This window comes from Rhizobium sp. 862_C5_N1_2, from assembly GCF_051811205.1.
GTDB classification, from domain to species: Bacteria; Pseudomonadota; Alphaproteobacteria; order Rhizobiales; family Rhizobiaceae; genus Rhizobium; species Rhizobium leguminosarum.
Map to the genome: position 1 here is coordinate 4,833,305 of NZ_JBPWPT010000001.1, position 24,702 is coordinate 4,858,006.

The window sequence follows — 24,702 nt, forward strand, 5'->3', positions numbered from 1 at the left end:
TAATTTGGATCAGGCGGGTTTGCGCTTGGGATCGTCGAGAGCCGGATTGTAGAACAGCGACAGCACCAGGCTCTTGGCGATCCGTTCCGCCGTCGCCATGAACCAGGTCTTGGCCTCCGGCGACGGGGCGATGTCGTCGAGTGTTGCGGCAAACAGCGACAGCCACTTCGGAAAGAGATCCGGTGTCAGGTTTGCCACATGAGTATGCGCCTGCACCGGCTTGCCGCCATAGGCGCCGCTGCGGAAGGCGACAGCCGACCAGAAGCCCTTCATTTTCGCCATATGCTCCGGCCAGCGGCCGGCCAGCTTGGCGTCGAACACCGGGCCGAGATCGGGATGCGTTAACACGCGCCCGTAAAAGGTCTCGACCAGCCTGTCGATGAAGGCCGCGTCGACGCCCATATCCCGCATCTCGGCCTCCGCCCTTTCGCGGATCGCCGCGACATGAGCAGGGCGGCCCTGAATGTCATTGTCCATTCCAAAACCCCGGCGCCGCGTGATGCGGCGCCCTTTCATATAGGTGTTTATGCCAGCGCACCAAAGTCGTCCGTGCCGCTTGCGGCAATCTGTCAGCGCTGTAGCACTTTGAATTGCCTCACGCACTTGACCGCCATCGCCGCGTTCTTTAGATTTAGAATAATTCTAAAAATTGGAGAAGATCATGCTGGCGCGGTTTTTCAGATCCTCGAAACGATCTTTCGAGTCGCTGTCCGAGCAGGAGATCCTTGCCCTTGGGATCGCCTCCGAGGAAGACGATGCCCGCATCTATCTTGCCTATGCCGACAGACTGCGCCGCGAATTTCCGGCCTCGGCCAAGGTCTTCGAGGACATGGCCGAGGTCGAGGATACGCATCGCAAGTCGTTGATCGAGATCCATCGCCAGCGTTTCGGTGAACGCATTCCGTTGATCCGGCGCGAGCATGTGGAGGGCTTCTACGAGCGCAAGCCGGACTGGCTCAGGGCAAACCTTTCGCTGGATGCGATGCGCAGGGAATCCGAGGCGATGGAGGAGCAGGCCTATCGCTTCTATGTCGAGGCGGCAAAGCGGACCTCGGACGCCTCGACGCGCCAGCTTCTCGGTGATCTCGCCCTCGCCGAACAGGGGCATGAAGATATTGCCCGCATGCTGGGCGACAAACATACGCCCGAAGACGTCAAGCACGACGAGGACGAGACGGTGCGCCGGCAATTCGTGCTGACCTATGTGCAGCCTGGCCTTGCCGGGCTGATGGATGGCTCGGTCTCGACGCTGGCGCCGATCTTCGCCGCCGCCTTCGCCACGCAGGATACCTGGCAGACCTTCCTCGTCGGCCTTTCGGCCTCCGTCGGCGCCGGCATTTCGATGGGCTTCACCGAAGCCGCCCATGACGACGGCAAGATCTCCGGCAGAGGCTCGCCGGTCAAGCGTGGCCTTGCCTGCGGCATCATGACGGCGCTCGGCGGTCTCGGCCACGCACTGCCCTATCTGATCCCGCATTTCTGGACGGCGACGATCACCGCTGCCGTCGTTGTCTTCTTCGAGCTCTGGGCAATCGCCTTCATCCAGAACCGCTACATGGAAACCCCCTTCCTGCGCGCCGCCTTCCAGGTGGTGCTCGGCGGCAGCCTGGTGCTCGGCGCCGGCATCCTGATCGGGAATGGGTGAGTTGCGGTCGGGAATAGCCCGAGCAATCGATCCAATGAATCGATTGCAGCAACGAACGCCCTGAGCCAAAAGCGAAGGGCCGGGAGACGGTGCGTCATACTCGGCATCAAAAGCGGTCCGTGCCCTTCGCTTGCGCTCAGCGCCGGCCAGCGGCAGCCCGCTCCTCTCCGCATAAGGAAAGGGAGAACCATCACCCACAAAACAAAAAGGCCGGCAAATCGCCGGCCTTTCCACATTCTCTATTGCAAGCCTTACCGCAGAGCGCCGACCAGGACGTCGCGGCCGTTCTCGATGGTGACCCAGCGGCCGGCATTGTAGCTCGACTGGCGCTTGACGAAGGAATAGGGCGTCGCAAACCACGGCTTGACGTCGGAGGCGAGGTTGTCGAGCACGAAATCGCCCTCTGCAGTGCGCAGCGTCAGCACCGCATGGCCTTCGCCATCCGGCTTGCGCACGACGGTTATCAGCAGGTCGGCCGCCGAAAAGCCGCGCTGGATCAGCATGCGGCGCTTCAGCAGAGCGAAATCCTCACAGTCACCGGCGGTGGTCGGATAGGCCCAGACCTCATCCTTGCCGTAGATTTCCTTGTCGGTCATCGGCGTGATGGTGCGATTGACCGTGGCGTTGACCAAACGGACGAGCGACCACTTCCCCGGGTTCATGGCGACCGGGCCTGCGTTGCGGTTTGCGCCACATTCATTGCGGTGGATCTGACAGAAATCGTAGTGGCCGATCGGCTGTGAGGTGGCATTGCCCGTTACCATTGAAGCATTTCTGCTTGGGGCCGGTATGGCGGCCGTTGCCATCGCAAACACGGCCATCATGGCCACAAAAATACCCTTGATCCGCACGCCCGCTCTTTCCTTGCATCGCCCCTTATTTATTAACAAAGTGTTAATGGAGAGGGCCGGAAAGAGTCAATCGTTACTTCTTGGTAGGACCTTGCGACTCGCCGACATGGTTAAAATGCAACGGCTTGGGGACCTGTATCAGGCGAATTTATTCGCCGATGCCATTCAAGCGGGCATCTGCCTATTTGTTGATGAACGGATGATGCCTCTGACGGCGCTCAAGAGCAGCGCGATATCGCCAGGGCGGGAAAGGCGGTGGTCGCCGTCGCGGATGAAGGTCAGCACCACGTCGTCGGCGGGAAGATGTTCGACCAGTTTCATCGCATGCGCATGCGGCACATCAGCGTCTTTCATGCCCTGGAGGATATGCACCGGGCAGCCTGTTTCGATGATGCCGTCGAGTACCCGATTCTCGCGGCCATCCTCGATCAGCGCCCGCGTATAGATGTTCGGTTCGGGACTATATTGCGAGCGCTCTTCGAAATAGCCGCGCTCGGCCAGCGATTTGCGCTCCTTGGCCTTCAGGTTCGGCTCGATCAGCTCCGAGGTGAAATCGGGTGCGGGCGCGATCAGCACCATGCCTTCGAGTTTTGGGCCTTCGAGCTTTGGGCCGCCCTGCCGCGCAAGCTCCTGCGCCAGCCTGAGCGCGATCCAGCCGCCCATCGACGAGCCGACGAGGATCACGCGTTCGGGCGCGACATGGCGGATGACGGCAAGCGCCTCCTCCAGCCAGCGCGAGATCGTGCCGTCGCCGAAGCTGCCGCCGGAAAGTCCGTGGCCGGAATAATCGAGGCGGATGCAGGCGGCGCCAAGTTCCGCCGCCAGCCCGTCGAGTTCCACTGCCTTGGTGCCGCTCATGTCGGAGCGGTAGCCGGACAACCAGACGAGTGCCGGTGCGCCATTGCCGGCCTGCGCCGGGCGGACAAGCATGGCGATCTCACGCGCCGCCTCACCCTCGCCGACCGTCAGGAACTGCGGCTGGGCATTGGACAACTGATCGGACATCGGCGAAACTCCTGTTGTTTTGGCCTATAAAACAGATTCTTGGCAGGCTGACAGCGGGTGATTTTTCCGCTAAAGGATGATATTGACTCCGTTGCAGCGATGACGCGACACGTTTGTGCACCCCTGATTGGGAGCGCGATGCTGCAACGTTCCGAAACAACGCGAGGAGAATACGACCATTCGCAGACCTTTTAAAACCGACGCGCCCGTGAAGGACGGACCGCGCTCGAACCGTGAAATCCGCATTCCCAAAGTTCAGCTGATCGGGGCTGACGGTGAGAATATGGGCGTCGTGCCTACCGACCAGGCCTTGAGAATGGCGGAAGAAGCCGGCCTCGATCTCGTCGAAATTTCCCCCAATGTCGAACCGCCGGTGTGCAAGATCCTCGATCTGGGCAAGCTGAAATATGCTAACCAGAAGAAGGCTGCCGAGGCGCGCAAGAAGCAGAAGATCGTCGAAGTCAAAGAAATCAAGATGCGCCCGAACATCGACACCCATGATTATGAGGTGAAGATGAAGGCGATGGGTCGCTTCTTCGACGAAGGCGACAAGGTCAAGGTGACGCTGAAGTTCCGCGGCCGTGAAATGGCCCACCAGGAACTCGGCATGAAGCTGCTGCAGCAGGTCAAGGCTGATACGATCGAGTTCGCCAAGGTCGAAGCCGAACCGAAGCTCGAAGGCCGCCAGATGATGATGGTGCTGGCGCCGAAGTAAGCGCCAGGCAGTTTTTCGCCCAAGGCCGTCCGCAAGGGCGGCTTTTGTGCTTTCTGCCATTCTGCTTTGCGCCATTGTGTTTTCGGGTGAGCGAAGATTCCTCCGCCGCCCCGTTGCACTTTCATGACGCCGCGGTTATAAGCGCGCGTCCGAACTGACCGGCAGGGCATGCCGTGGCAGTTTCGAATGCTTGCGGAACGGTTCGTCGCCGATGCCGCAGATCAACAACAAACGCTCCCGCACCTTGTTGCGACGGCCGGAGAACCGGACTTCGCAGGAGGGCTTTTTTGATAAAGCGCGCAGGGAGGACAGAAGGAGTAGCAAAATGCCCAAGATGAAGACGAAGTCCTCTGCCAAGAAGCGGTTCAAGATCACCGCAACCGGCAAGGTCAAGGCTGCCGCTGCTGGCAAGCGCCATGGCATGATCAAGCGTACCAACAAGTTCATTCGCGATGCACGTGGCACCATGGTTCTCGCAGAACCGGATGGCCGCAAGGTTATCAAGAATTACCTGCCGAACGGTCTCTGAGACTCGTCCGCGAACGCTAGATTTAAGGAGATCATGATATGGCACGTGTAAAAAGAGGCGTCACCTCTCATGCCAAGCACAAGAAGGTTCTGAAGGCAGCAAAGGGCTTTTACGGCCGCCGCAAGAACACCATCCGTACCGCCAAGGCTGCTGTCGATCGTTCGAAGCAGTACGCTTACCGCGACCGCAAGGTCAACAAGCGCAACTTCCGCGCGCTTTGGATCCAGCGCATCAACGCCGCTGTGCGTGAATTCGGCCTGACCTACGGCCGCTTCATCGACGGCCTGAACAAGGCTGGCATCGAAGTCGACCGCAAGGTTCTCTCCGACATGGCGATCCACGAGCCGGAAGCATTCGGCGCGCTGGTCAGCGCTGCCAAGAAGGCTCTTGAATACCTCAAGGAAGCCGGCACGGCGAACGAGTTTGAAGGCGCGGTCAAGTAACCAGCGCTTCCCAAGCTTTTGAATTTATGATTTTGGGAAACCCGCGCTGGTTTGGGCTAGCGCGGGTTTTTCTTTCTTTATATTCCTGGCGCCGGCCGGCGCCGCCTGCCTCCCGATCGCCCGCCTGATACTGGACGGAAAGAAGTGACAATGTCAGATATCGACCAGCTCAACACATCGCTGCTCGCCGAAATCGCCGCCGCCGATGACGAAACGGCCTTGGAAGCCGTGCGCGTTTCCGCCCTCGGCAAGAAGGGCTCCGTCTCCGAACTGTTGAAGACGCTCGGCGCCATGACGCCGGAAGAGCGCCAGAGCAAGGGCGCTGCGATCAACGTTCTGAAGAATGCAGTGACCGAGGCGCTTGGCGCCCGCAAGGCGACGCTGCGGCAAGCGGCGATCGATACGCGGCTGAAGGCCGAGACGGTCGACGTCAGCCTGCCGGTGCGCTCTTCGCCGGCCGAGCGCGGCCGTATCCATCCGATCAGCCAGATCGTCGACGAGATCACCGCGATCTTCGCCGACATGGGCTTCTCGATCGCCGAAGGTCCCGACATCGAGACCGATTATTACAATTTCACCGCGCTGAATTTCCCCGAAGGCCATCCGGCCCGCGAGATGCACGACACCTTCTTCTTCAACCCGGATGAGAATGGCGAGCGCAAGGTGTTGCGCACCCATACCTCGCCGGTGCAGGTGCGCACCATGGAGGCGCAGACACCGCCGATCCGCATCATCATTCCCGGCAAGACCTACCGCCAGGACAGCGACGCTACGCATTCGCCGATGTTCCATCAGGTCGAAGGCCTGGTCGTCGACAAGAAGGCCAATGTCGCCAACCTCCGCTGGGTGCTGGAAGAATTCTGCAAGACCTTCTTCGAGGTCGACAGCGTGACGATGCGTTTTCGCCCGTCCTTCTTCCCCTTCACCGAGCCCTCTTTCGAGGTCGATATCCAGTGCGACCGCTCCGGCCCGATCGTCAAGTTCGGCGAGGGTACCGACTGGATGGAAATCCTCGGCTGCGGCATGGTCCACCCGAACGTGCTGCGTTACGGCGGGCTCGATCCGGACGAATATCAGGGTTTTGCCTGGGGCATGGGCCTCGACCGCATCGCCATGCTGAAATACGGCATGCCCGATCTGCGCGACTTCTTCAACGCCGACGTCCGCTGGATGACGCATTACGGCTTCCGCCCGCTCGACATGCCGACGCTGTTCGGCGGCCTCAGCGCTTGAACGGAGAATTGGGACGATGAAATTCACGCTCTCCTGGCTGAAAGAGCATCTGGAAACGGATGCCGGCCTCGATGAAATCTGCACGCGCCTCACCGAGATCGGACTGGAGGTCGAGGACGTCGACGACAAGGCGGCATTCAAGCCCTTCGTTATCGCCAGGGTCGTCTCGGCCGAAAAACATCCCCAGGCCGATCGGCTGAAGGTGCTGATGGTCGATACCGGTTCCGGCGCGCCGGTCCAGGTCGTCTGCGGCGCCCCGAATGCGCGCGCCGGTCTTGTCGGCGCCTTTGCAGCGCCCGGAACCTATGTTCCCGGTATCGACGTGACGCTCGCTGTCGGCAATATCCGCGGTGTCGAAAGCCATGGCATGATGTGCTCCGAAAAGGAGTTGCAGATCTCCGACAGTCACGACGGCATCATCGATCTGCCCGAAGATGCGCCGGTCGGCCAGAGTTATGCCGCCTATGCTCATCTCGACGATCCCCTCATCGAGATTAACCTGACGCCCAACCGGCCGGATTGCACCAGCATCCACGGCATCGCCCGTGATCTCGCCGCTTCCGGTCTCGGTACGCTGAAGACGCGGCCCGCACCGTCCTTCGCTGTCGAAGGCGAGACGTCGGTGAAGCTGACGCTCGATCTCGACGACCCGAAGCTTTGCCCGGGTTTTGCGCTCCGCCTCGTGCGCGGCGTCAGGAACGGCCCGAGCCCGCGCTGGATGCAGCAGCGGTTGATCGCCATCGGCCTGCGCCCCATCAACGCGCTTGTTGACGTCACCAATTATATGACCTTCGATCAGGGGCGGCCGATCCACGTCTTCGATGCCGCCAAGATTAAGGGCAACCTGACCGTCCGCCGTGCCGCCGAAGGCGAGACGGTTCTGGCGCTCGACCAGCGCGAATACAAGCTCTCGCCGAACAACGTCGTCATCTCCGATGAGGATGGCATCGAATCGATCGGCGGCATCATGGGCGGCGAACATTCCGGCTGCGACGAAAATACCGTCGACGTGCTGATCGAATCCGCCCTCTGGGACCCGATGAACATCGCCAAATCAGGCCGCAGCCTCGGCATCATCACCGACGCCCGCTACCGCTTCGAACGCGGCGCCGATCCGGAGTACATGATCCCCGGTCTCGAACGCACGACGGAACTGGTGCTGGAGCTTTGCGGCGGCAAACCCGCCAAGGCCGAGATCGTCGGTTACCAAGGTTACGAACCGAAGATCGTCGATTTCCCCTATTCGGAGGTCAAGCGTCTGACCGGCCTCGACGTCTCGAATGCGGAAAGCAACACGATTCTGACGCGTCTTGGCTTCACGGTCTCCGGTTCCGGCGAGCGGGTCTCCGTCGCCGTTCCCTCCTGGCGTCCCGATGTCGACGGCAAGGCCGATCTCGTCGAAGAGGTCATGCGCATCCACGGCGTCGACAATATCAAGCCGGCGCCGCTCGAAAGTCACGCGGCCGTCAACGGCAAGATCCTGACGACGCTGCAGATCCGCACCCGCCTTGCCAAGCGGGCGCTGGCCGCGCGCGGCATGCTCGAAGCCGTCACCTGGTCCTTCATTCCGGAAGACCAGGCAAAGCTGTTCGGCGGCGGTTCGCCGGCCCTCAAGCTTGCCAACCCGATCGCCGCCGAAATGTCGGATATGCGCCCCTCGCTGCTGCCGGGCCTGCTGTCTGCCGCCCAGCGCAATGCCGACAAGGGTTACGCCGACGTCGCCCTCTTCGAGGTCTCCGGCACCTATGAGAATGATCGGCCGGACGGTCAGCGCCGCGTGGCCGGCGGTATCCGCCGCGGCACAGCCTCGCTTGCCGGCGCCGGTCGCGCCTGGTCGAACGTCGCCAAGGGCGGCGGCAAGCCTGTCGACGTCTTCGACGCCAAGGCCGACGCGCTCGCCGTCATCGAAGCCTGCGGCCTGCCGATGGGCAATATCCAGATCGAGCAGGGCGGGCCGGAATGGTATCATCCCGGCCGCTCCGGCACGATCAAGATCGGGCCGAAGGTCGTGCTCGGCTATTTCGGCGAATTCCATCCGCTGACGCTGGAAGCGCTCGATGTTTCCGGCGCGCTCTGCGGCTTTGAAGTCTATGTCGACGCCATGCCTGACGCCAAGCGCAAGGCGACGCGCACCAAGCCGGCGCTCGAACTGTCACCTTTCCAGGTGGTACGGCGCGACTTCGCCTTCGTCGTCGACAAAACGGTGGAAGCCGGCGCCATCGTCAAGGCCGCAACAGGCGCCGACCGCAAGCTGGTGACCGGCGTCAATGTCTTCGACATTTTCGAGGGCGCATCGGTTGGCGACGGCAAGAAGTCGGTGGCGATCGAGGTGCAGATCCAGCCGGTCGAGCGCACGCTGACGGACGAAGATTTCGAGGCGCTGACGCAGAAGATCGTCGCCAGCGTCACGAAATTCACCGGCGGTGTCCTCAGAAGCTGAGCTTCACCCAACGTCGTCAAACAATGGACCGGTCGCCAATAGCGGCCGGTCTTTTCACAGATGCAGATGGAAGAGTTTGCTGACGATCGTCCAGCGGCCGTCGATCTTCAGCAACGAGAGATAATCGGTAAAGCGCATTCCGGCGAAATCGTCGGTGACCTTGACGCTTGCCGCATCGCCCTCGACGTCGACGCTCTGGATATCCATGTAGGGCTGCGTGCCGGGCGGCGCCGGCTCCTCCGCCAGGATCGCAGCGATGAATTCGTCCCGCGTCAGCCATTCGACGGCATTTTCGTAATGGCCGATGATCGAGCTTTTCGGGTGAAAGGCCTTTTTCAAGGCTGCCTCATTGGCGAAGGCCATGCCTTCGACATAGAGATGAACCGTCTGTTCGACTGCCTGCCTGTCCGACATATTTTCATCCCGTTCTTCGAGATGGCGTTAGATAGTTTCGCCAGCCCCGAAGGCAAGCCCGGCCGGTTGTGGCCGACCGGGCTTTTCAGGTTCAGATGTTCGTCATGGCAAGCGAGGCGTCCGAATAGCGCTTGCCGGCAACCTGCCCGGCTGGGATGACCTCTTCAAGCCTCGCAAGTTCCGCCGGGCTCAGCACGATATCGGCGGCCGCGGCGTTCTGTTCGAGATGATGAAGCTTGCGGGCGCCGGGGATCGGCACGATGTCGTCGCCCTGGTTCAACACCCAGGCCAGCGCCAGCTGTGCTGTCGTCATGCCTTTCTCGGCGGCAAGCCGCTCGAGCGTCGCGACGAGAGCGGCATTGGCGTCGAAATTTTCCGCCTGGAAACGCGGCACCTGCCGGCGGAAATCGTCCGCGTCGAGATCCTCCGCCTTGCGGATCGCCCCGGTCAGGAAGCCGCGCCCCAGCGGGCTGTAGGGCACGAAGCCGATGCCGAGTTCGCGGCATGTCGCAAGCACCTCCTCTTCGGGATCGCGCGTCCAGAGCGAATATTCGCTCTGGAGGGCTGCGATCGGATGGACCGCATGCGCGCGGCGAATGGTGGCGCTGCCGGCTTCCGAAAGCCCGAGCGCGCGGACTTTCCCTTCCTTCACCAGCTCTGCCATGACGCCGACCGTCTCTTCGATCGGCACGTCGGGATCGACCCGGTGCTGGTAGAAGAGGTCGATGGTTTCGATGCCGAGGCGTTTCAGCGAGGCCTCGGCCACCACCCGCACGTGCTCGGGGCGGCTGTCGACGCCGGCGATGGCGGCAATACCCGGCTTGCTGGCGTCGATCTTGAAGCCGAATTTGGTGGCGATCACCACGCGGTCGCGGAACGGCTTCAACGCTCTGCCAAGAAGAACCTCGTTGGTAAAGGGACCATAGACTTCGGCGGTGTCGAAGAAGGTCACGCCGAGATCGATGGCGCGATGCAGTGTCTTGATCGATTCCGCGTCGTCGCTGGCGCCATAGGCAAAGCTCATGCCCATGCAGCCAAGACCGACGGCAGAGACGGTAAGATCGTTTCCGAGTTTCCGGGTTTTCATGATGCGCTCCTTGAGCTGATTTTGAACCGCTAACGGATCGTTGCGGTACCGGCAGACCATATCGCTGCGGCATCAATCAGAAAATACATGCAGTTTCTAACAGGTTGTTCTATCATTTCGATCAATGAACAGAACACAGCTCTCACAACTCGCCGTTCTCGCCGCCGTCTCGGAGCATCGCAGCTTCCGGGCCGCGGCGAAGGAACTCCTCGTCGCACCCTCGGCCGTCAGCCATGCGATCTCCAGCCTCGAAGAAAGTCTGGGGGTGCGGCTCTTGGCGCGCACTACCCGCAGCGTCGCGCCAACGGAGGAGGGCCGCCTGCTTCTCGAAAGACTTCGTCCCGCACTCGAGGAGATCGATATTGCCTTGGAGGCCGTCCGCGATACGCGCGGCAAGCCGGCCGGAAACCTGCGCATCACTGCGCCGCGCTTCGCCTCCGATCTCCTGCTCGCCCCGCGCCTCGGCGATTTTCTCAATCTCTATCCCGATATTACCCTGGAGATCGCCAATGAGGATGGCTTCACCGATATCGTCAAGGAGGGTTTCGATGCCGGTATCCGGCTGGAGGAGAGCCTGGAGGCTGATATGATCGCGGTCAGGGTCTCGCCCAATCTGACGACGGTGATCGCCGCTTCGCCCGAATATTTCGAGCATCATCCGAAGCCGGAGCATCCGCGTGATCTCGTCCATCACCGCTGTATCAAGCGGCGCTTCACCAATGGCTCCATTTATCGCTGGGAATTCGAAAAGGACGGGCAGGAACTTGTCGTTTCGGTCGACGGGCCGCTGATCGTCAGCGAGGATCGGCTGGCCCTGCTCGCAGCGCTGAACGGTGCGGGTCTTGCCTATCTCTTCGACATGCGGGTTAATGCCGAACTGGCGAGCGGCAAGCTTGTGCGGGTGCTGGAGGATTGGTGCGCGCCCTATTCCGGGCCGTTTCTCTATTATCCCACTCGGCGGCAGATGCGCCCGGCGCTGCGCGCCTTCATCGATTTCTTCAGATACAGCGCGCAGGATACGGGCGGCCGGTAAGGAATGGGGACCGGGCCGCCCGTTTTTATTAGGGCGCCGTGTGCATCAGGCAGCCTTTGCCTTCTGGTTTGCCGCCGTGGTGGCGAGCTGGGAGAGGGTCTTGTCGGTGGCCGTTTCCTGCTGCAGCGTCTGGTCGAGCAGGCCGACGACCTCCTTCAGACCGAGCGTCGCGGCCCAGGTCTTCAGCGTGCCGTAGCGGGCGATTTCATAATGCTCGACGGCTTGAGCCGCAGAAATCAGGCCGGCATCGAGAGCTGACGTGCCCTTGAATTCCTCCATGATTTCCTCGCCCTCGGCGATGATGCCCTGGATTGCCTCGCAGGTCTTGCCCTGGGCGCGTTTGCCGATCAGCTCGAAAACCTGCTGCAGGCGCTCGACCTGCCCTTCGGTTTCCTCACGGTGCTTTTCGAAGCCCTTCTTCAGTTCGGGGGATTGGGCGGCGCGTGCCATCTTCGGCAGGGCGCGCAATATCTGCCGTTCGGCAAAGTAGATGTCCTTGAGGGTGTCGTAGAAGAGATCTTCCAACGTCTTTTCCTTGGCCATTTTCTCGATCCTTGTTCTGGGGAAAACCGCGAATGCGGCGACACATTAAGAAGAGAAGACCACGCTAATTGTTCCCGATCGATTTCGGGTGGACTGGAAATCGGTGCCGGGCGATGATTCCTGCCGTCGATGTGGGAGGTAAAGTCATGCGAAAGCCGAATTCGATGAAGGGTCTGGAGGAACTTGGCCGCGTGCGGCTGTCGCAAAACTTCTTCCTCCGCGATTTCCTGCACTCTGAAATCGCCGATTTTTACCGCATCCCCAATATCCCCGAGGATCCCGATCTGGCGATCGAGGCGGGCAAGAGGCTCTGCGGGGAATTGCTGGAGCCGCTAGAGGCAACGTTCGGGCGCCTGCATATCCGTTCCGGCTATCGCTCGCCCGCGGTCAACAGGTTCGGCAATGAGAACAAGCTGAACTGCTCGACCAATGCCGCCACATCAGCGCATCACATCTGGGATATGAGGGACTTTGACGGCTGCATGGGCGCAGCCGTCTGCATTGCCGTGCCATGGATGATCGACCACTACCACGAGGAAAGCGACTGGCAGCGGCTCGCCTGGTGGATTCACGACCACCTGCCTTATGCCTCGCTCTGCTTCTTCCCCAAGCTCTGGGCCTTCAATATCCAATGGCACGAACGGCCGAAACGGGTGATCCAGAGTTATGTCTGCCCGCGCGGCATCCTCACCAAACCCGGCATGGCCAATTGGGCAGGCGATCATTCCAAATGGTATGCGGGTTTTCCATCGCTTACAGCGCCGCGCGTCTTTTCGAGAGCCGCAAAGGACGCTGTAACACCTTGAACTGCTAAATAATTTTATCCTTAATCGGTTCCGGTTTAAGGAATTATGCAGTGAAGCTGATGCGATAGCGGATGTGACCGTCGCTTTCGACATAGCTGTCGTAAAGCGCCCGCGCCGTCCTGTTCTGCTCGTTGGTATGCCAGTAGAGCCGCGACCAGCCCTTGGCTTTGCAGGTCGAAACGAGATCGTCCATCAGTGCCCGCCCGACGCCTTTGCCGCGCGCTTCGGCATCGACGAACAGGTCTTCGAGATAGCAGTCCTTGCCGCGGATCCACGTGCCCTCATGCGTGAGATAGAGCGCAAAGCCCATCATCCTGCCGTCGACCTCGGCGACACGCATCGCGATTGCCGACGCCGGATCGAAGACCCGACGCCATGTCTGATCGGTGATATCGGCATCGACCGCGACTTCGTAAAAGGCAAGGTAGGCCGCCCAAAGTTCGCGCCAGCGGGCTTCGTCCTCGGGGCGGGCCTCGCGTATCGTCACGGTCATGGCGTCTCTTTCTTTCAGGCGCCGGCTTGGTCGAGCAGCGCCATCGCGTCATCGGAAAGCGCAAGTGTCGCCGATTTCGCCAGGCTTTCAAGCTGCGAAAGGCTGGTCGCGCTGGCGATCGGCGCCGTCACGCCCTTCTTGCGCAGCAGCCAGGCGAGCGAAATTTCCGCGGGCTTGGCGCCGGTTTCGGCCGAAAGCTTGTCGAGCGCGGCCAGGATGCGCAGGCCTTTGTCATCAAAATATTTCGAAACCCGGCCCTCGCGCGCGCGGCCTTCCGTATCGGCCTTGCTGCGGTATTTGCCGGTGAGGAAGCCGGCGGCGAGGCTGAAATAGGTGATGACGCCGATGTCTTCCTTGACGCAGAGATCGGCAAGCGGCCCCTCGAAGCTGGCGCGCTCATAGAGATTATATTCCGGCTGCAGCACATCGTAACGCGGCAGGCCGGCCTTCTCGGCAGCGTCGAACGAGGCCTGAAGCAGTTTCGCATCATAGTTCGAGCAGCCGATGGCGCGGATCTTGCCCTGCTGCTTCAGCTTGGCAAAGGCGCCGAGCGTTTCCTCGTGCGGCGTATCGGCATCCGGCCAGTGCGAGAGATAGAGGTCGATATAGTCGGTCTGCAGCCGGCGCAGCGAATCCTCGACCGCCTTGAGGATATAGGTCTCCTTCAGCGTCTTTCCCTGTCCCATGTCGGAACCGACCTTGGTGACGATGACAGCCTTGTCGCGGGAAACCCTGGCTTGGCTTAGCCAGCGCCCGATGATCTCCTCGGAATCGCCACCCTTGTTGCCCGGAACCCAGGCGGAATAGACATCGGCCGTATCGATCGTGTTCAGGCCCGCATCGAAGAAGGCGTCGAGAATGGCGAAGGATGTTTTCTCGTCGGCCGTCCAGCCGAAGACATTGCCGCCGATGACGATCGGCGCGACCGAAAGACCTGTTTTTCCAAGCCGGCGCATTTCCATAACGCTCTCCAGAAGTGTGAAGGAATTGAAATCGCGAATACGGCAGAACGCCGCCCTGACAGAACCTAGCGCATTCCGGGCATCCGGGAAGGCAAACTTCCGTGATTTCAGGTCGCGCCATTGCGCCGCAGCCAAGGCCTGAATATGGTTCGCGGAAATCTGTTTGGGAGGCTTGGATCATGCTGCGCTTCGGTATCATTTCAACGGCGAAGATCGGCCGCGACAATGTCGTTCCGGCGATCCAGGATGCGGAAAATTGCGTCGTCACGGCGATTGCCAGCCGTGATCTGACGCGCGCAAGGGAGATGGCCGATCGCTTCTCGGTGCCGCATGCCTTCGGCTCCTACGAGGAGATGCTGGCCTCCGACGTCATCGACGCCGTCTACATCCCGCTGCCGACCTCGCAGCATATCGAATGGTCGATCAAATCAGCCGATGCCGGCAAGCACGTGCTTTGCGAAAAGCCGCTGGCGCTGAAATCAGGCGATATCGACGACGTGATCGCCGCTCGCGACCGCAACCGGGTGGTGGTCACCGAAGCCTATATGATCAACTATTCGCCGGTCTGGCAGAAGGTGCGCTCGTTGATCGATGAGGGCGCGATCGGGTCGCTCCGGCATGTGCAGGGCGCCTTCACCTATTTCAACCGCGACCCCGCCAATATGCGCAACGTTCCCGAGCTCGGCGGTGGTGGCCTTCCCGATATCGGCGTCTATCCCGTCATGAGCACGCGCTTTTCCACTGGCAAGGAGCCGCTCTGGATCCAGGCGATCACCGAGCGCGATGCGGATTTCGGCACGGATATCTATTCGAGCGTCAAGGCCGATTTCGGCGATTTCGAGCTGAGCTTCTATATCTCGACGCAGATGGCCAACCGTCAGGTCATGGTCTTTCACGGCACCGAAGGTTACATCGAGGTCAAGTCGCCGTTCAACGCCAATCGCTGGGGCCCGGAAGAGATCGAGCTTGCCGACCGCAGCCACAGGGAATCGCGCATCTTCCGCTTCCAGGACAGCCGCCAGTACAAGCGGCAGGTCGAGGCCTTCGCCCGGGCGGTGACGAACGGCAAGGAAGAGATCGTCACGCTCGAAAATTCGAAGCTGAACCAGAAGGTGATCGACGCGATCTATCGCGCCAGCGAGAAGGACGGCTGGGAGGCAGTCTAGCGCATAACCCCCGAAAATCGGGATCGATTTTCGGAAAGGATTATGGGCCAATTTAAAGTGTTAGAGCGTCCTTTGCGCGTCTTTTTGGACGCGCGGCGCTCTAATCACTCGGCGCGGAAGACGAAGCGCGAATAGCCGAAAAAGCTGAAGACCATCGAGGCGAGGTTGGCGACCACCATGGCCGCAAGCGGCTGAAGTGCCGGCAGCGACAGCAGAAGGGCGCAATAGAGCCCGTAATTGACCAGCGCTGCCGTCACCCCGACCGAGCCGTAGCGGAAACCTTCGGCGGCAAGCGAACGGCCGGTGCGATCGAAGGTGAAGCGCCGGTTGAAAGCCCAGGTCGCGGCCATGGCGAAGGCGATCGCAATGAGCCGCGCCAGAAACGGCCCGAGCGGCGTCAGATGGAGCAGCGCCGACAGGATGCCGGCATCGACGAGGAAGCCGATGCCGCCGGCAATAGTGAAGCGGATGAGCTTTTTCATGCCGCATCCGCCTTTTTGCCGGGACGCGCGCGCGATACCGGCCCTGCGTCGCTGAGCGGCGCCTTCAGCGCGCTCGGCCTCTCCAGGCCCATATAATGGATACGAAGCTGTTCGGCGCGGGCACGCGCAACGGAATCCAGGATGACGCCGGCGGTAAACAGCATGAAGGATATCATCATCAGCGCCGTCGACAGCACCCAGGTCGGCATGCGGCTGACGAGACCCGTCTCGAAATATTCCGCCAGCACCGGCGCCATGAAGCCGAGGCTCGCCAGCATGAAGGTGGCGCTGATTGCGCTGAAAAAGGCGAAGGGCCGGGTTTCCTTCATCAGCATCGCGAACATCCAGAGGATCTTGGCGCCGTCGCGGAATGTCGAAAGCTTGGAATGCGAGCCTTCCGGCCGGCGACCGTAGTCGAGCTCCAGCTCGCTGACCGGCAGCTTCAGCCGTGAGGCATGCACGGACATCTCGGTTTCGATCTCGAAGCCGCCTGATACAGCCGGGAAACTCTTGACGAAGCGGCGCGAAAACGCGCGGTAGCCGGAGAAGATATCGGTGAAGTCAGGGCCGAAGATCATCCGGTAGAGCAGGTTGAAAAGCCGGTTTCCAATCGCATGACCCTGACGGCCGGCATCGTCATGCACGCCGCGGCGAGTGCCGACCACCATGTCGGCGCGCTCCGTCAGCAGCGTGCGCACCAGCTCTTCGGCATCCTCCGGGGCATAGGTGCCGTCACCGTCGGCGATGATGTAGATGTCGGCGTCGATATCGGCGAACATGCGGCGCACGACATGGCCCTTCCCCTGGCGCCGCTCGCGCACGACATGCGCGCCGGCAAGCATTGCCTGCAGAGCGGTGCCGTCGGTGGAATTGTTGTCGTAGACATGGATCGCAGCATCGGGCAGCGTCGCCCGGAAGCCCTGGACGACAGGGCCGATCGTCGCCGCTTCATTATAGCAGGGAAGCAGGACGGCAATATTCAGATTGTCGGTACGCGATCGGGCCATGACTCTACTCGTTACACTTAAAGCCGCGCCCAGCCTAAATCACGCGCCGTTAATAAGACCCTATGACGCAGGCAAAATCGGCAGCTGCCACAAACGGCTTTACACTTTCTTGATCGGCGGCGGCTAAGCTTCGCTATCTGGAAACGAACCGCTAACCACAATGAACGCTGTGCAGTCGATCGCCCATGCATCCTCCGTGACCGGCGCCCCCAGGGGCGGGGTACGCGGCCTGCTGACGCGTCTCTGGCCAACCGTCATCGCCTATAGCGTCATCCTTGCGGCCGCCATCCTCATCACCAAGCTTTCCGGTGCCACCGATTACGTCGGCCCCGACAATGACGACGGAATGCGTCTCGTCGAAGTTCGAGATTTTCTGGCTGGGCAGGGCTGGTTCGATCTGATGCAATACCGTCTCGGCCTCGACGGCGGCACGCTGATGCACTGGTCGCGGCTGATCGACCTGCCGATCGCCTCGCTGATCTGGTTCTTCGGCCTGTTTGTACCCCATGAGATGGCCGAGGCGCTGGCGCTCGGCGTCTGGCCGGTATCGCTCATCCTGCCCGCTATGCTCGCCATGGCGGTTGCCGGTCGGCGCATCGGCGGCGTTGCCGCCATGCACATCAGTCTCGGCTTGACCGGTCTTGCGATCTACACCGGAAACCGTTTCGCGCCGGGCGCCATCGATCATCACAATGCGCAGCTGGCTTTGGTCGCGACGATGATCGCGATGCTGCTGGATCCCGAGCGTCGCGCCTGGAGTTATGCGGTCGCCGGCATCGCGGCAGCGGTTGCCATCGCCATCGGCGCCGAGACGACACCTTTCGTCGCCGCGGTCTGCCTGACCATTGCCCTGCTCTGGGCATGGGAGGGCGAAGATTTCGCTGCCGCCGCGAGGGCCTTCGGGCTGGCGCTGGCGATTGCGATCAGCATCCTCTTCTTCGCAACAGTGCCGCCCCGGCTTTATTCAATGGTCACCTGCGACAATCTCTCGCTCGGCTATTACAGCCTGGCGGCGATCGGCGGCGGCTTGCTGTTGTTTTCGGCGGTTTTTGCCAGCCGCCTGCGCCGGCCCCTGCGCTTTGCCGCGCTCGCCGTCGTCGGCGCCGGTGTTTTCGGTTCGGCGATCGTGATCGCACCGCAATGCCTGAGCGATCCGCTGGCCAGTCTCGATCCGATGCTGGTCGAGCTCTGGCTGAGGAATGTATCGGAAGCGCAGTCGTTTTTCGTTATCGGGCGCACCGATCCCTTCTCGATCGGTGGCTTCTATGCGGCCGGCCTGTTCGGTATCGCCGTCTGCATCTTCCGCGTCATTCAACGTGACCGCGTGCAGATCCACCTGATCCTGCTCTTCCTGCTGATGACGAGCTGGGCAATCGCACTGGTCCAGGTGCGCGGTTCCACGTTCTCGAACCTGATCTCGATCCTGCCGCTTGCCTTGCTGATCATTGATATCAAGCGCATCTCCAACGGCGACAGCGAGAATGTCGCCGCCGCCTTCATCTATATCGTGACGGTGCTCGCCAGTGCTCCGGCCGCCTGGGCCGTCGGAGGCGGGTTTATCTCGCTGCAGATGGAAAATGCTGCCCAGAAGAAGGCAGCGAAGCCGCCAAAGGAAATTTCCTGCACATCGCAAGAGGCGCTGGCGCCGCTCGCCGGGCTTCCGGCCGGACTGGTCTCCGCGCCGTCGGAAATGGGCGTGCCGATCCTCCGCTTCACCAAGAACCGGGTTCTCTCCGCGCCCTATCATCGCAATCAGGGCGGCATGCTGACGGAACTGCATATCGGCATGGCGGAGCCGCAGGAGGCGGAAGCCTTCCTGAAGGGGACTGGCGTGACGGCGCTTGCCTTCTGCCCCGGCGACCTGCAGACGCGCGAGATCGCCAAGCTGAAGCCGGATGGGCTCTATGCGCAGCTCGGCAAGGGGAATATCCCGCCCTATCTGGAACCGCTTCCGAAGGCGGCCGACGTGGGCGTGCAATTCTTTCGCTATCGGCCGGCGATGAATTGACGCCGGCAAGTTTCAAGGATGGAATAAAGCATGTCGCGCAAAACTGTGCGGCGGTTTTGCGATAACGACATGCATTTTGAGATAAGGGCCTAAAGCGCGAGGAGCGATCTGAAAGATCGCGACGCGCTTTCAGTGTGAGACACGCGTGGCGCGACGGAGGCGCTGATTGGCAAAGAGCCCGAGCACGAAGAGCATGAGGCCGCCATTATAGCCGAGCACGGCATAGACGAATGCCAGAATGGACACCGGGCCGGGCGAGGTTATCGCCGCCAGCGCGAATGTCATTCCGATCAACGCGGCGACCAACGCGATCACGCCAGCCGAGCGCATTTGCCCGGCGCTGATGCCCAATGCTGCTGCTGTGAGAATAATCATATCAGCACCTTCCCAGAGATAACGAGGGGAAGCATAGGAAGCGCCAACTAACAAAGATTTACCGGCAGGCTTTGCCGAAAAGCCTTTGTATTACGGTGGTTAGCAATCCCTTTCATGTGAAACGCATTGTCTAACTATACGTTCCGCAACAAAACAGATTTACTCGATTTTGTTGTTTGTCCACCTGGCTGCAACGAGTGCATGTGCAGGATGCGTTGAGACGAGCGCGCTCGACGCAACGGCGACGAACCCTCCCGCCAACGATTTCAACGGCCGGGAAAACCAAGCCCCGCCCCCAATGCCGACCTTCCCGTTTACCGCTGATCGACATACAGCGCCGCGCGTCTTTTCGCGCAAAGGACGCTGTAACATTTTGAATCTACGCATCGTGCTTTCCGAAAATCGATTCTGATATTCGGGCCGATGCGTTAGAAAGGAGGGATGAGCAACGTCTTCGACAGCGATTCGCCGACCAACCTTGCCGAATATTCGGTTTCGGAGCTTTCCGGCTCGATCAAGCGCACCGTCGAAACCGCCTTTGACCAGGTTCGCGTGCGCGGCGAGATCTCCGGCTATCGTGGGCCGCACTCCTCGGGCCATGCCTATTTCGCGCTGAAGGACGACCGCGCCCGCATCGACGCCGTCATCTGGAAGGGCACCTTCTCGCGGCTGAAGTTCCGCCCGGAAGAAGGCATGGAAGTCATCGCCACCGGCAAGGTCACCACCTTTCCGGGCTCCTCGAAATATCAGATCGTCATCGAGACGCTGGAACCGGCCGGCGCCGGCGCGCTGATGGCGCTGATCGAGGAGCGCAAACGCAAGCTTGGTGCCGAGGGCCTGTTCGATGCCGCCCGCAAGAAGCGGCTGCCCTTCATGCCCAGCGTAATCGGCGTCGTCACCTCGCCGACCGGCGCGGTGATCCGCGATATTCTTCACCGCATCTCCGATCGTTTTCCCGTGCACGTCCTTGTCTGGCCGGTGAAGGTTCAGGGCGAGGGATCCGGTGAGGAGGTGGCGAACGCCATCCGCGGCTTCAACGCGCTGGAGCCGGCCGGCGCCATTCCGCGCCCGGATGTGCTGATCGTCGCGCGCGGTGGCGGCAGTCTGGAAGATCTCTGGAGCTTCAACGACGAAATCGTCGTGCGCGCTGCGGCCGAAAGCGAAATACCGCTGATCTCGGCCGTCGGCCATGAGACCGACTGGACGCTGATCGACTATGCCGCCGATGTCCGTGCTCCGACGCCGACAGGGGCTGCCGAAATGGCGGTGCCCGTCAAGGCGGAGCTCGAGGCGCAGGCCGCCGCTCTTGCGGCACGCCTGCAGGGCTGCATGAACCGGCAAATGGATCAGCGCCGCCAATCGGTACGCGCGCTGATGCGGGCATTGCCGTCGCTCGATCAGTTGTTGGCGCTGCCCCGCCGCCGCTTCGACGAGGCGGCGACCGGCCTCGGCCGCGGGCTGGAGCTCAACACCCTCAACAAGCGCCGCGGCTTCGAGCGCGTCGGCTCGCATCTGCGCCCCGATCTGCTGTCCGGCCGCATCGCCGAGCGCCGCCAGACGCTGAACGAGCGCATGGCCCGGGCCGAGCGCATGGTCGAGCGGCTGATCGACCGCTCGAAATCACGCGTTGACCGCGCCGAAGCCATCCTCGCCTCGCTGCCTGCCCGGCTGAAGACCCAGACCGACCGCGGCCGCGAACGCCTTGGCAATCTTTCGCGCCATGCCGATACGGCGATCCGCCACCAGCTGACCCGTGCGCGCGCCGAGCTTTCTTCGCAGGACCGCGTGCTGCAGTCGCTCTCCTATAAGAACGTGCTGAAGCGCGGTTACGCCGTCATTCGCGATGAGGATAACAGGCCGGTCTCGCAGGCTGCTCAACTCTCCGCCGGCATGGGCATCGCCATCGAATTCGCCGACGGTCGTGTCGGCGCCATGACCACGGAAGGCGGCACACCGCCGGCCGGTGCCAAGAAGCGCAGCGCAAAACCCGCAGAACCGCCGAAGCAGGGAAGCCTGTTCTGACAATGCGGATCCTGCTGGTGCTTGCCCATCCGCTGGAGGACAGTTTCGCCGCCTCGGTGGCGCGAACGGCCCGCGAAGCACTGGAAGCCTCCGGCCATGTCGTCGATCTGCTCGATCTCTATGCCGAGAATTTTGACCCGCGCCTTTCCGAAGCTGAACGCCGCGGCTATTTCGACGTGCCCTATGACACCTCAGCCGTTGCCGATATCGTTGTCCGCCTGAAGGCGGCCGATGGCCTGATCCTCGTCTTTCCGCAATGGTGGTTCAATTTCCCCGCCATCCTGAAGGGTTTCTTCGACCGTGTTTTCGCCCCCGGTGTTGCCTTCAGCCATGACGCCGCCGGCGGCCGTATCGTGCCGCAGCTGACCAATATCCGGCTGCTCTATGCGCTGACGACGACAGGCTCGCCCTGGTGGCTGGTGCGTCTCTATATGGGCGATCCGGTGCGCCGGCTCTTGAAGCGCGGCATCGCCGCCTTCTGCTCGAAGCGGCTGAATTTCAAGATGCTCGGCCTGCACGACATGGACCGCGCCACCGATGCAAAGCGGACGATGCATCTCGATCGCGTGCGCAAGCTGCTATCGGCGATCCGCTAAAGCAATTCCAGCAAACGTGTGCCGCGGGTTTGCGTTCGGATTGCTAAAAAAAACAGAGAGGATGATCGCTTGTCGCGATGCCGTGGGGCCGGCACGCCCTCCCTCCAGCCTCATCCTCCTACGTCGCACAATCGCATTCTACATGATCAGCAACGTACAAGGATGAGGGCTAGTTGTGGTGCGCCAGCGTCTGGCTCAGTCAGCCCACGAGGATGCCGCTCAGGCCCATTCGCCCTGCCGCATCACCGGAACCCGCGAGCCATCAGGCTTGAGGCCGTCGATATCGACCTTATCGGAGCCGATCATCCAGTCGATATGGATCAGGCTGGAATTACCGCCCTGCGCCTTGATCTGCTCCTGGCTCAGTGTCGCGCCATCGAGGAAGCATTTGGAATAGCACTGGCCGAGCGCTATGTGGCACGAGGCGTTTTCGTCGAACAGCGTGTTGTAGAACAGGATGCCGCTGGCCGAGATCGGCGAGGAATGCGGCACGAGCGCCACTTCGCCGAGCCGGCGTGCGCCCTCGTCGGTATCGAGCACCTTGTTCAAGACCTCTTCACCACGCGAGGCCCTGGCTTCGACGATGCGCCCGCCCTCGAAACGCACCTGGATATTGTCGATCAGCGTGCCCTGGTGCGAAAGCGGCTTGGTGCTCGACACATGGCCTTCGACGCGCAGCGCATGCGGCGTGGTGAAGACTTCCTCGGTCGGGATATTCGGATTGCAGGTAATACCGTTCTTGGCGGTAGACGCGCCGCCATGCCATTCATGCCCGTCGGCAAGGCCGACCGTCAGGTCGGTGCCCGGTCCCTTGAAATGCAGCGAGGCGAAACGCTCGCCGTTCAGCCAGGCGGAGCGCTTGGCGAGATTGGCATTGTGTTCGGTCCAGGCGGCGACCGGATCGCTGACATCGACGCGCGAGGCGGCAAAGATCGCCTTGGCGAGCTTGGCGATCGCAATCGGTTCCGGATCGTTGGGGAAGACCACCTTGGCCCAGGATGGGTTCGGATAGGAGACGATGTTCCAGTTGATGTCGAAATTCGAGATTTTTTCCAGCGCCGGCTTATAGGCGGTGGAGTTGGCGCGATTGGCGCGGCCGACCTTGCCGGCATCCTGCTCGGATAGCAGCATCGGATTGTCGCCGGCGACCGCGAGGCGGGCTGCCCCGTTGGCATAGGCCTTGGCCATGCCCTCGTAGAGCCAGCCGGAGGCGCGGTCGAAGCTCTCGTCGCTGCCATATTGATAGCGCGCCAGTGACGTCTCCTCGTCGGAATAGAAGGCGGAGACCAGCCCTGCGCCGGCCTGATAGGCGTGCTTGGTGATCAGGCGAACCAGCGGCAGCGCCACGACAGGTGCGGTGATCACCAGATCCTGACCTTTCTGCAGTTGCAGCCCGACCTTGATGGCGACTTCCGCAAGCTTTTCCAGCTTGACGGGATCAACGGTGTTCTGGCTCTGGGGCATGAAAGTCATGGTTCAACCTGCCTTCTGTCATCGACGGTGGGAGGCTGGAAGACTTAGACCCGTTTGCGGCGAAAATGAAGCGTATTGCCGCCGAATTGCAAGCGGCCGGATATATGTCCGGCCGCCGGACGCGCTTCACGCGGCGGCAGCTTGCCTGAGCAGGATTGAGTTATGCTTTTCGAGGAATTCCATCAGCCGCTGCGGGTAGTCCGCGCCGACGGCGGCCCTGACGCTCGCCCGCTCGGAGAGCGCCTTGCGCCAGCGCGCCACCCGCTCGAGCCCTTCGAAGATGCCGCTGTCGCCGAGCGTGTCGAAGAGATCGAAATACCGAAAGACCGGCGCGAAGACGGCGTCGACGAGGCTGAAGTCGTTGCCGGCGAAATAAGGCCCATCCGTCAGCACACCCTCGAGCGTGGTGAATTTGGCGATGAGCGCCTTGCGCTTGGCCTCGAGTTGCGCGGCGTCCTCAGCTGTCTCGTAACCCCAGAGATCGGAAAGCACGGATGAGCCGAATTCCATCCAGCCGCGATGGCGGGCACGCGTCAGCGGGTGTTTGGGATGCAGCGCGACGCCCGGCTGCGTTTCCTCCAGATATTCGCAGATGACGCTGCTTTCGAACAGCATCGCCTTGCTGCCGTCCTCTTCCTCTATCCGCAGCAGCGGCACCTTGCCGAGCGGCGAGATCTGCAGGAACCAGTCCGGCTTGTTGGCAAGATCGATGTTGATGCGCTCGAAGGGCGTGCCCTTTTCGAGAAGCGCGATCGCGGCGCGCTGCACATAGGGGCAGAGATGATGGCTGACGAGGGTAAGTTTGCTCATGACGGTCTCCATGCGGCGATGATAGATGTAGCTGCATCTAATATCGCTTGCGACGGAATTCAAGATAGATGTAATTGCATTTATGTCCGAAAAAACGTCGAATCCGAGCGAAGCGGTCACCTCTGCCTGGACGAGCATCATGCGCGCCCGCGAACGGTTGCTCGCTGCCATTGAAGCCGATCTGAAAGCGGCCGGCATGCCGCCGCTTGCCTGGTACGACGTGCTTTGGGAATTGACGCGCTCGGAAAATGGCAAGCTGCGCCCTTACGAGATCGAAGAGCGGACATTGCTGGCACAGTATAATCTTTCCCGGCTGATTGATCGGTTGGAAAAAGAGGGGCTGGTCCGGCGCGAGGCCTTCGCTGAGGATGGACGCGGCCGCTGGGTGGTGATGTCAGATGCCGGCCGAAAGCTTCGCGAGCGCATGTGGACCGTCTATGCCAGATCGATCGAGACCCATGTCGGCTGCAAGCTTGCCGAAAACGAGGCGAAGACGATCGTCGGCCTGCTCGACCGCTTCCTCTAGAACAGGCTTCAATAGTCAGAGCATGATGTCGTCCGAAA

Annotated in this window: 26 protein-coding genes; 13 read left to right on the forward strand and 13 right to left on the reverse strand. The window is 61.4% G+C overall.

The annotated features are described in order from the left end of the window. Positions 1-9 precede the first annotated feature (9 nt). Positions 10-477 (reverse strand): group III truncated hemoglobin, encoded by a 468-nt coding sequence (locus tag ACD590_RS23720; RefSeq protein WP_439003443.1) that lies wholly within the window; start codon positions 475-477, stop codon positions 10-12. Between the two features lie 184 nt (positions 478-661). Here ACD590_RS23720 and mbfA point away from each other — a divergent pair, with 184 nt between their 5' ends. Further along, entirely contained in the window at positions 662-1,645 is a 984-nt protein-coding gene (gene mbfA / locus ACD590_RS23725; protein WP_018447933.1) for an iron exporter MbfA, read from the forward strand. A 251-nt stretch (positions 1,646-1,896) separates the two neighbouring features. On the opposite strand, the gene ACD590_RS23730 is transcribed toward mbfA, so the two are convergent. Next, positions 1,897-2,496, reverse strand: a complete 600-nt coding sequence (locus ACD590_RS23730) for a transglutaminase-like cysteine peptidase (RefSeq protein WP_439003444.1) — start codon at positions 2,494-2,496, stop codon at positions 1,897-1,899. A gap of 165 nt (positions 2,497-2,661) precedes the next feature. Further along, positions 2,662-3,501, reverse strand: a complete 840-nt coding sequence (locus ACD590_RS23735; protein WP_439003445.1) for an alpha/beta hydrolase — start codon at positions 3,499-3,501, stop codon at positions 2,662-2,664. 178 nt (positions 3,502-3,679) lie between these two features. Between ACD590_RS23735 and infC the strand changes: the two genes are divergently transcribed. The 5 genes from infC to pheT all read left to right on the forward strand — a co-directional run bounded on the left by infC (position 3,680) and on the right by pheT (position 8,861). Then, the gene (gene infC / locus ACD590_RS23740; RefSeq protein ID WP_075225634.1) at positions 3,680-4,216 is read left to right on the forward strand and encodes a translation initiation factor IF-3; all 537 of its coding nucleotides are present in this window, start codon (positions 3,680-3,682) and stop codon (positions 4,214-4,216) included. A gap of 325 nt (positions 4,217-4,541) precedes the next feature. Beyond that, positions 4,542-4,745 carry a 50S ribosomal protein L35 gene (gene rpmI / locus ACD590_RS23745; RefSeq protein ID WP_003570998.1) on the forward strand — a complete coding sequence of 68 codons (204 nt, stop codon included), beginning with the start codon at positions 4,542-4,544 and terminating at the stop codon, positions 4,743-4,745. A gap of 38 nt (positions 4,746-4,783) precedes the next feature. Next, positions 4,784-5,188, forward strand: coding sequence for a 50S ribosomal protein L20 (gene rplT / locus ACD590_RS23750; RefSeq protein ID WP_003544622.1), 405 nt, complete (start codon positions 4,784-4,786; stop codon positions 5,186-5,188). Between the two features lie 150 nt (positions 5,189-5,338). After that, positions 5,339-6,421: a phenylalanine--tRNA ligase subunit alpha gene (pheS, locus tag ACD590_RS23755; protein ID WP_018447930.1), complete on the forward strand. Its 1,083-nt coding sequence runs from the start codon at positions 5,339-5,341 to the stop codon at positions 6,419-6,421. A gap of 16 nt (positions 6,422-6,437) precedes the next feature. Beyond that, positions 6,438-8,861 (forward strand): phenylalanine--tRNA ligase subunit beta, encoded by a 2,424-nt coding sequence (gene pheT / locus ACD590_RS23760; protein ID WP_439003446.1) that lies wholly within the window; start codon positions 6,438-6,440, stop codon positions 8,859-8,861. 54 nt (positions 8,862-8,915) lie between these two features. Here pheT and ACD590_RS23765 read toward each other — a convergent pair whose 3' ends face one another. Together ACD590_RS23765 and ACD590_RS23770 are read right to left on the reverse strand one after the other, a co-directional pair. Next, positions 8,916-9,275, reverse strand: a complete 360-nt coding sequence (locus ACD590_RS23765; protein WP_105007961.1) for a nuclear transport factor 2 family protein — start codon at positions 9,273-9,275, stop codon at positions 8,916-8,918. A gap of 91 nt (positions 9,276-9,366) precedes the next feature. Next, positions 9,367-10,362 (reverse strand): aldo/keto reductase, encoded by a 996-nt coding sequence (locus ACD590_RS23770; protein WP_439003447.1) that lies wholly within the window; start codon positions 10,360-10,362, stop codon positions 9,367-9,369. Between the two features lie 124 nt (positions 10,363-10,486). Here ACD590_RS23770 and ACD590_RS23775 point away from each other — a divergent pair, with 124 nt between their 5' ends. After that, a complete protein-coding gene (locus ACD590_RS23775; RefSeq protein WP_018244388.1) occupies positions 10,487-11,395 on the forward strand; it encodes a LysR family transcriptional regulator in 909 nt (302 codons plus the stop codon). Between the two features lie 45 nt (positions 11,396-11,440). On the opposite strand, the gene ACD590_RS23780 is transcribed toward ACD590_RS23775, so the two are convergent. Beyond that, the gene (locus ACD590_RS23780; RefSeq protein WP_028731767.1) at positions 11,441-11,938 is read right to left on the reverse strand and encodes a YciE/YciF ferroxidase family protein; all 498 of its coding nucleotides are present in this window, start codon (positions 11,936-11,938) and stop codon (positions 11,441-11,443) included. 113 nt (positions 11,939-12,051) lie between these two features. Between ACD590_RS23780 and ACD590_RS23785 the strand changes: the two genes are divergently transcribed. Continuing rightward, a complete protein-coding gene (locus tag ACD590_RS23785) occupies positions 12,052-12,744 on the forward strand; it encodes a hypothetical protein (RefSeq protein ID WP_028731766.1) in 693 nt (230 codons plus the stop codon). Between the two features lie 43 nt (positions 12,745-12,787). Here ACD590_RS23785 and ACD590_RS23790 read toward each other — a convergent pair whose 3' ends face one another. Both ACD590_RS23790 and ACD590_RS23795 read right to left on the reverse strand, forming a co-directional pair. Beyond that, positions 12,788-13,237: an N-acetyltransferase family protein gene (locus tag ACD590_RS23790; protein ID WP_427146286.1), complete on the reverse strand. Its 450-nt coding sequence runs from the start codon at positions 13,235-13,237 to the stop codon at positions 12,788-12,790. 14 nt (positions 13,238-13,251) lie between these two features. After that, the gene (locus ACD590_RS23795) at positions 13,252-14,199 is read right to left on the reverse strand and encodes an aldo/keto reductase (protein WP_028731764.1); all 948 of its coding nucleotides are present in this window, start codon (positions 14,197-14,199) and stop codon (positions 13,252-13,254) included. Between the two features lie 179 nt (positions 14,200-14,378). On the opposite strand from ACD590_RS23795, the gene ACD590_RS23800 reads away from it, so the two are divergent. Then, the gene (locus ACD590_RS23800) at positions 14,379-15,365 is read left to right on the forward strand and encodes a Gfo/Idh/MocA family protein (RefSeq protein WP_018244392.1); all 987 of its coding nucleotides are present in this window, start codon (positions 14,379-14,381) and stop codon (positions 15,363-15,365) included. Between the two features lie 104 nt (positions 15,366-15,469). Here ACD590_RS23800 and ACD590_RS23805 read toward each other — a convergent pair whose 3' ends face one another. Together ACD590_RS23805 and ACD590_RS23810 are read right to left on the reverse strand one after the other, a co-directional pair. Next, entirely contained in the window at positions 15,470-15,847 is a 378-nt protein-coding gene (locus ACD590_RS23805; protein ID WP_131702116.1) for a GtrA family protein, read from the reverse strand. Then, on the reverse strand, positions 15,844-16,854 hold the full coding sequence (locus tag ACD590_RS23810; protein WP_166480713.1) for a glycosyltransferase: 1,011 nt from the start codon (positions 16,852-16,854) through the stop codon (positions 15,844-15,846). The genes ACD590_RS23805 and ACD590_RS23810 overlap by 4 nt, the downstream gene beginning before the upstream one ends. Before the next feature lie 160 nt (positions 16,855-17,014). On the opposite strand from ACD590_RS23810, the gene ACD590_RS23815 reads away from it, so the two are divergent. After that, positions 17,015-18,862, forward strand: coding sequence for a hypothetical protein (locus ACD590_RS23815; RefSeq protein ID WP_018447921.1), 1,848 nt, complete (start codon positions 17,015-17,017; stop codon positions 18,860-18,862). Between the two features lie 129 nt (positions 18,863-18,991). Here ACD590_RS23815 and ACD590_RS23820 read toward each other — a convergent pair whose 3' ends face one another. Beyond that, positions 18,992-19,237 carry a hypothetical protein gene (locus ACD590_RS23820; RefSeq protein WP_018244396.1) on the reverse strand — a complete coding sequence of 82 codons (246 nt, stop codon included), beginning with the start codon at positions 19,235-19,237 and terminating at the stop codon, positions 18,992-18,994. A 441-nt stretch (positions 19,238-19,678) separates the two neighbouring features. On the opposite strand from ACD590_RS23820, the gene xseA reads away from it, so the two are divergent. Together xseA and ACD590_RS23830 are read left to right on the forward strand one after the other, a co-directional pair. Continuing rightward, complete coding sequence (gene xseA, locus ACD590_RS23825) at positions 19,679-21,259, forward strand: exodeoxyribonuclease VII large subunit (protein ID WP_439003448.1); 1,581 nt, start codon at positions 19,679-19,681, stop codon at positions 21,257-21,259. A 2-nt stretch (positions 21,260-21,261) separates the two neighbouring features. Continuing rightward, the gene (locus ACD590_RS23830) at positions 21,262-21,855 is read left to right on the forward strand and encodes an NAD(P)H-dependent oxidoreductase (protein ID WP_439003449.1); all 594 of its coding nucleotides are present in this window, start codon (positions 21,262-21,264) and stop codon (positions 21,853-21,855) included. Positions 21,856-22,074: 219 nt separating this feature from the next. On the opposite strand, the gene ACD590_RS23835 is transcribed toward ACD590_RS23830, so the two are convergent. Beyond that, positions 22,075-23,328, reverse strand: a complete 1,254-nt coding sequence (locus tag ACD590_RS23835; RefSeq protein WP_439003450.1) for an aminopeptidase — start codon at positions 23,326-23,328, stop codon at positions 22,075-22,077. 126 nt (positions 23,329-23,454) lie between these two features. Further along, entirely contained in the window at positions 23,455-24,138 is a 684-nt protein-coding gene (locus ACD590_RS23840) for a glutathione S-transferase family protein (RefSeq protein WP_028731756.1), read from the reverse strand. An 82-nt stretch (positions 24,139-24,220) separates the two neighbouring features. Between ACD590_RS23840 and ACD590_RS23845 the strand changes: the two genes are divergently transcribed. Next, a complete protein-coding gene (locus ACD590_RS23845) occupies positions 24,221-24,664 on the forward strand; it encodes a MarR family winged helix-turn-helix transcriptional regulator (RefSeq protein ID WP_028731755.1) in 444 nt (147 codons plus the stop codon). The last annotated feature ends 38 nt before the right edge of the window (positions 24,665-24,702 follow it).

Excerpts from the sequence above, each read along its gene's own strand:
- rplT (WP_003544622.1), top strand. The coding sequence starts at position 4,784 with ATGGCACGTGTAAAAAGAGGCGTCACCTCTCATGCCAAGCACAAGAAG.
- rpmI (WP_003570998.1), top strand. The coding sequence starts at position 4,542 with ATGCCCAAGATGAAGACGAAGTCCTCTGCCAAGAAGCGGTTCAAGATC.
- ACD590_RS23785 (WP_028731766.1), top strand. The coding sequence starts at position 12,052 with ATGATTCCTGCCGTCGATGTGGGAGGTAAAGTCATGCGAAAGCCGAAT.
- ACD590_RS23830 (WP_439003449.1), top strand. The coding sequence starts at position 21,262 with ATGCGGATCCTGCTGGTGCTTGCCCATCCGCTGGAGGACAGTTTCGCC.
- ACD590_RS23790 (WP_427146286.1), bottom strand. The coding sequence starts at position 13,237 with ATGACCGTGACGATACGCGAGGCCCGCCCCGAGGACGAAGCCCGCTGG.
- ACD590_RS23765 (WP_105007961.1), bottom strand. The coding sequence starts at position 9,275 with ATGTCGGACAGGCAGGCAGTCGAACAGACGGTTCATCTCTATGTCGAA.
- ACD590_RS23780 (WP_028731767.1), bottom strand. The coding sequence starts at position 11,938 with ATGGCCAAGGAAAAGACGTTGGAAGATCTCTTCTACGACACCCTCAAG.
- ACD590_RS23720 (WP_439003443.1), bottom strand. The coding sequence starts at position 477 with ATGGACAATGACATTCAGGGCCGCCCTGCTCATGTCGCGGCGATCCGC.
- ACD590_RS23795 (WP_028731764.1), bottom strand. The coding sequence starts at position 14,199 with ATGGAAATGCGCCGGCTTGGAAAAACAGGTCTTTCGGTCGCGCCGATC.
- ACD590_RS23775 (WP_018244388.1), top strand. The coding sequence starts at position 10,487 with ATGAACAGAACACAGCTCTCACAACTCGCCGTTCTCGCCGCCGTCTCG.
- ACD590_RS23820 (WP_018244396.1), bottom strand. The coding sequence starts at position 19,237 with ATGATTATTCTCACAGCAGCAGCATTGGGCATCAGCGCCGGGCAAATG.
- ACD590_RS23835 (WP_439003450.1), bottom strand. The coding sequence starts at position 23,328 with ATGACTTTCATGCCCCAGAGCCAGAACACCGTTGATCCCGTCAAGCTG.
- ACD590_RS23770 (WP_439003447.1), bottom strand. The coding sequence starts at position 10,362 with ATGAAAACCCGGAAACTCGGAAACGATCTTACCGTCTCTGCCGTCGGT.
- ACD590_RS23845 (WP_028731755.1), top strand. The coding sequence starts at position 24,221 with ATGTCCGAAAAAACGTCGAATCCGAGCGAAGCGGTCACCTCTGCCTGG.
- mbfA (WP_018447933.1), top strand. The coding sequence starts at position 662 with ATGCTGGCGCGGTTTTTCAGATCCTCGAAACGATCTTTCGAGTCGCTG.
- pheS (WP_018447930.1), top strand. The coding sequence starts at position 5,339 with ATGTCAGATATCGACCAGCTCAACACATCGCTGCTCGCCGAAATCGCC.
- ACD590_RS23810 (WP_166480713.1), bottom strand. The coding sequence starts at position 16,854 with ATGGCCCGATCGCGTACCGACAATCTGAATATTGCCGTCCTGCTTCCC.
- xseA (WP_439003448.1), top strand. The coding sequence starts at position 19,679 with ATGAGCAACGTCTTCGACAGCGATTCGCCGACCAACCTTGCCGAATAT.
- ACD590_RS23735 (WP_439003445.1), bottom strand. The coding sequence starts at position 3,501 with ATGTCCGATCAGTTGTCCAATGCCCAGCCGCAGTTCCTGACGGTCGGC.
- pheT (WP_439003446.1), top strand. The coding sequence starts at position 6,438 with ATGAAATTCACGCTCTCCTGGCTGAAAGAGCATCTGGAAACGGATGCC.
- ACD590_RS23840 (WP_028731756.1), bottom strand. The coding sequence starts at position 24,138 with ATGAGCAAACTTACCCTCGTCAGCCATCATCTCTGCCCCTATGTGCAG.
- ACD590_RS23815 (WP_018447921.1), top strand. The coding sequence starts at position 17,015 with ATGAACGCTGTGCAGTCGATCGCCCATGCATCCTCCGTGACCGGCGCC.
- ACD590_RS23800 (WP_018244392.1), top strand. The coding sequence starts at position 14,379 with ATGCTGCGCTTCGGTATCATTTCAACGGCGAAGATCGGCCGCGACAAT.
- ACD590_RS23805 (WP_131702116.1), bottom strand. The coding sequence starts at position 15,847 with ATGAAAAAGCTCATCCGCTTCACTATTGCCGGCGGCATCGGCTTCCTC.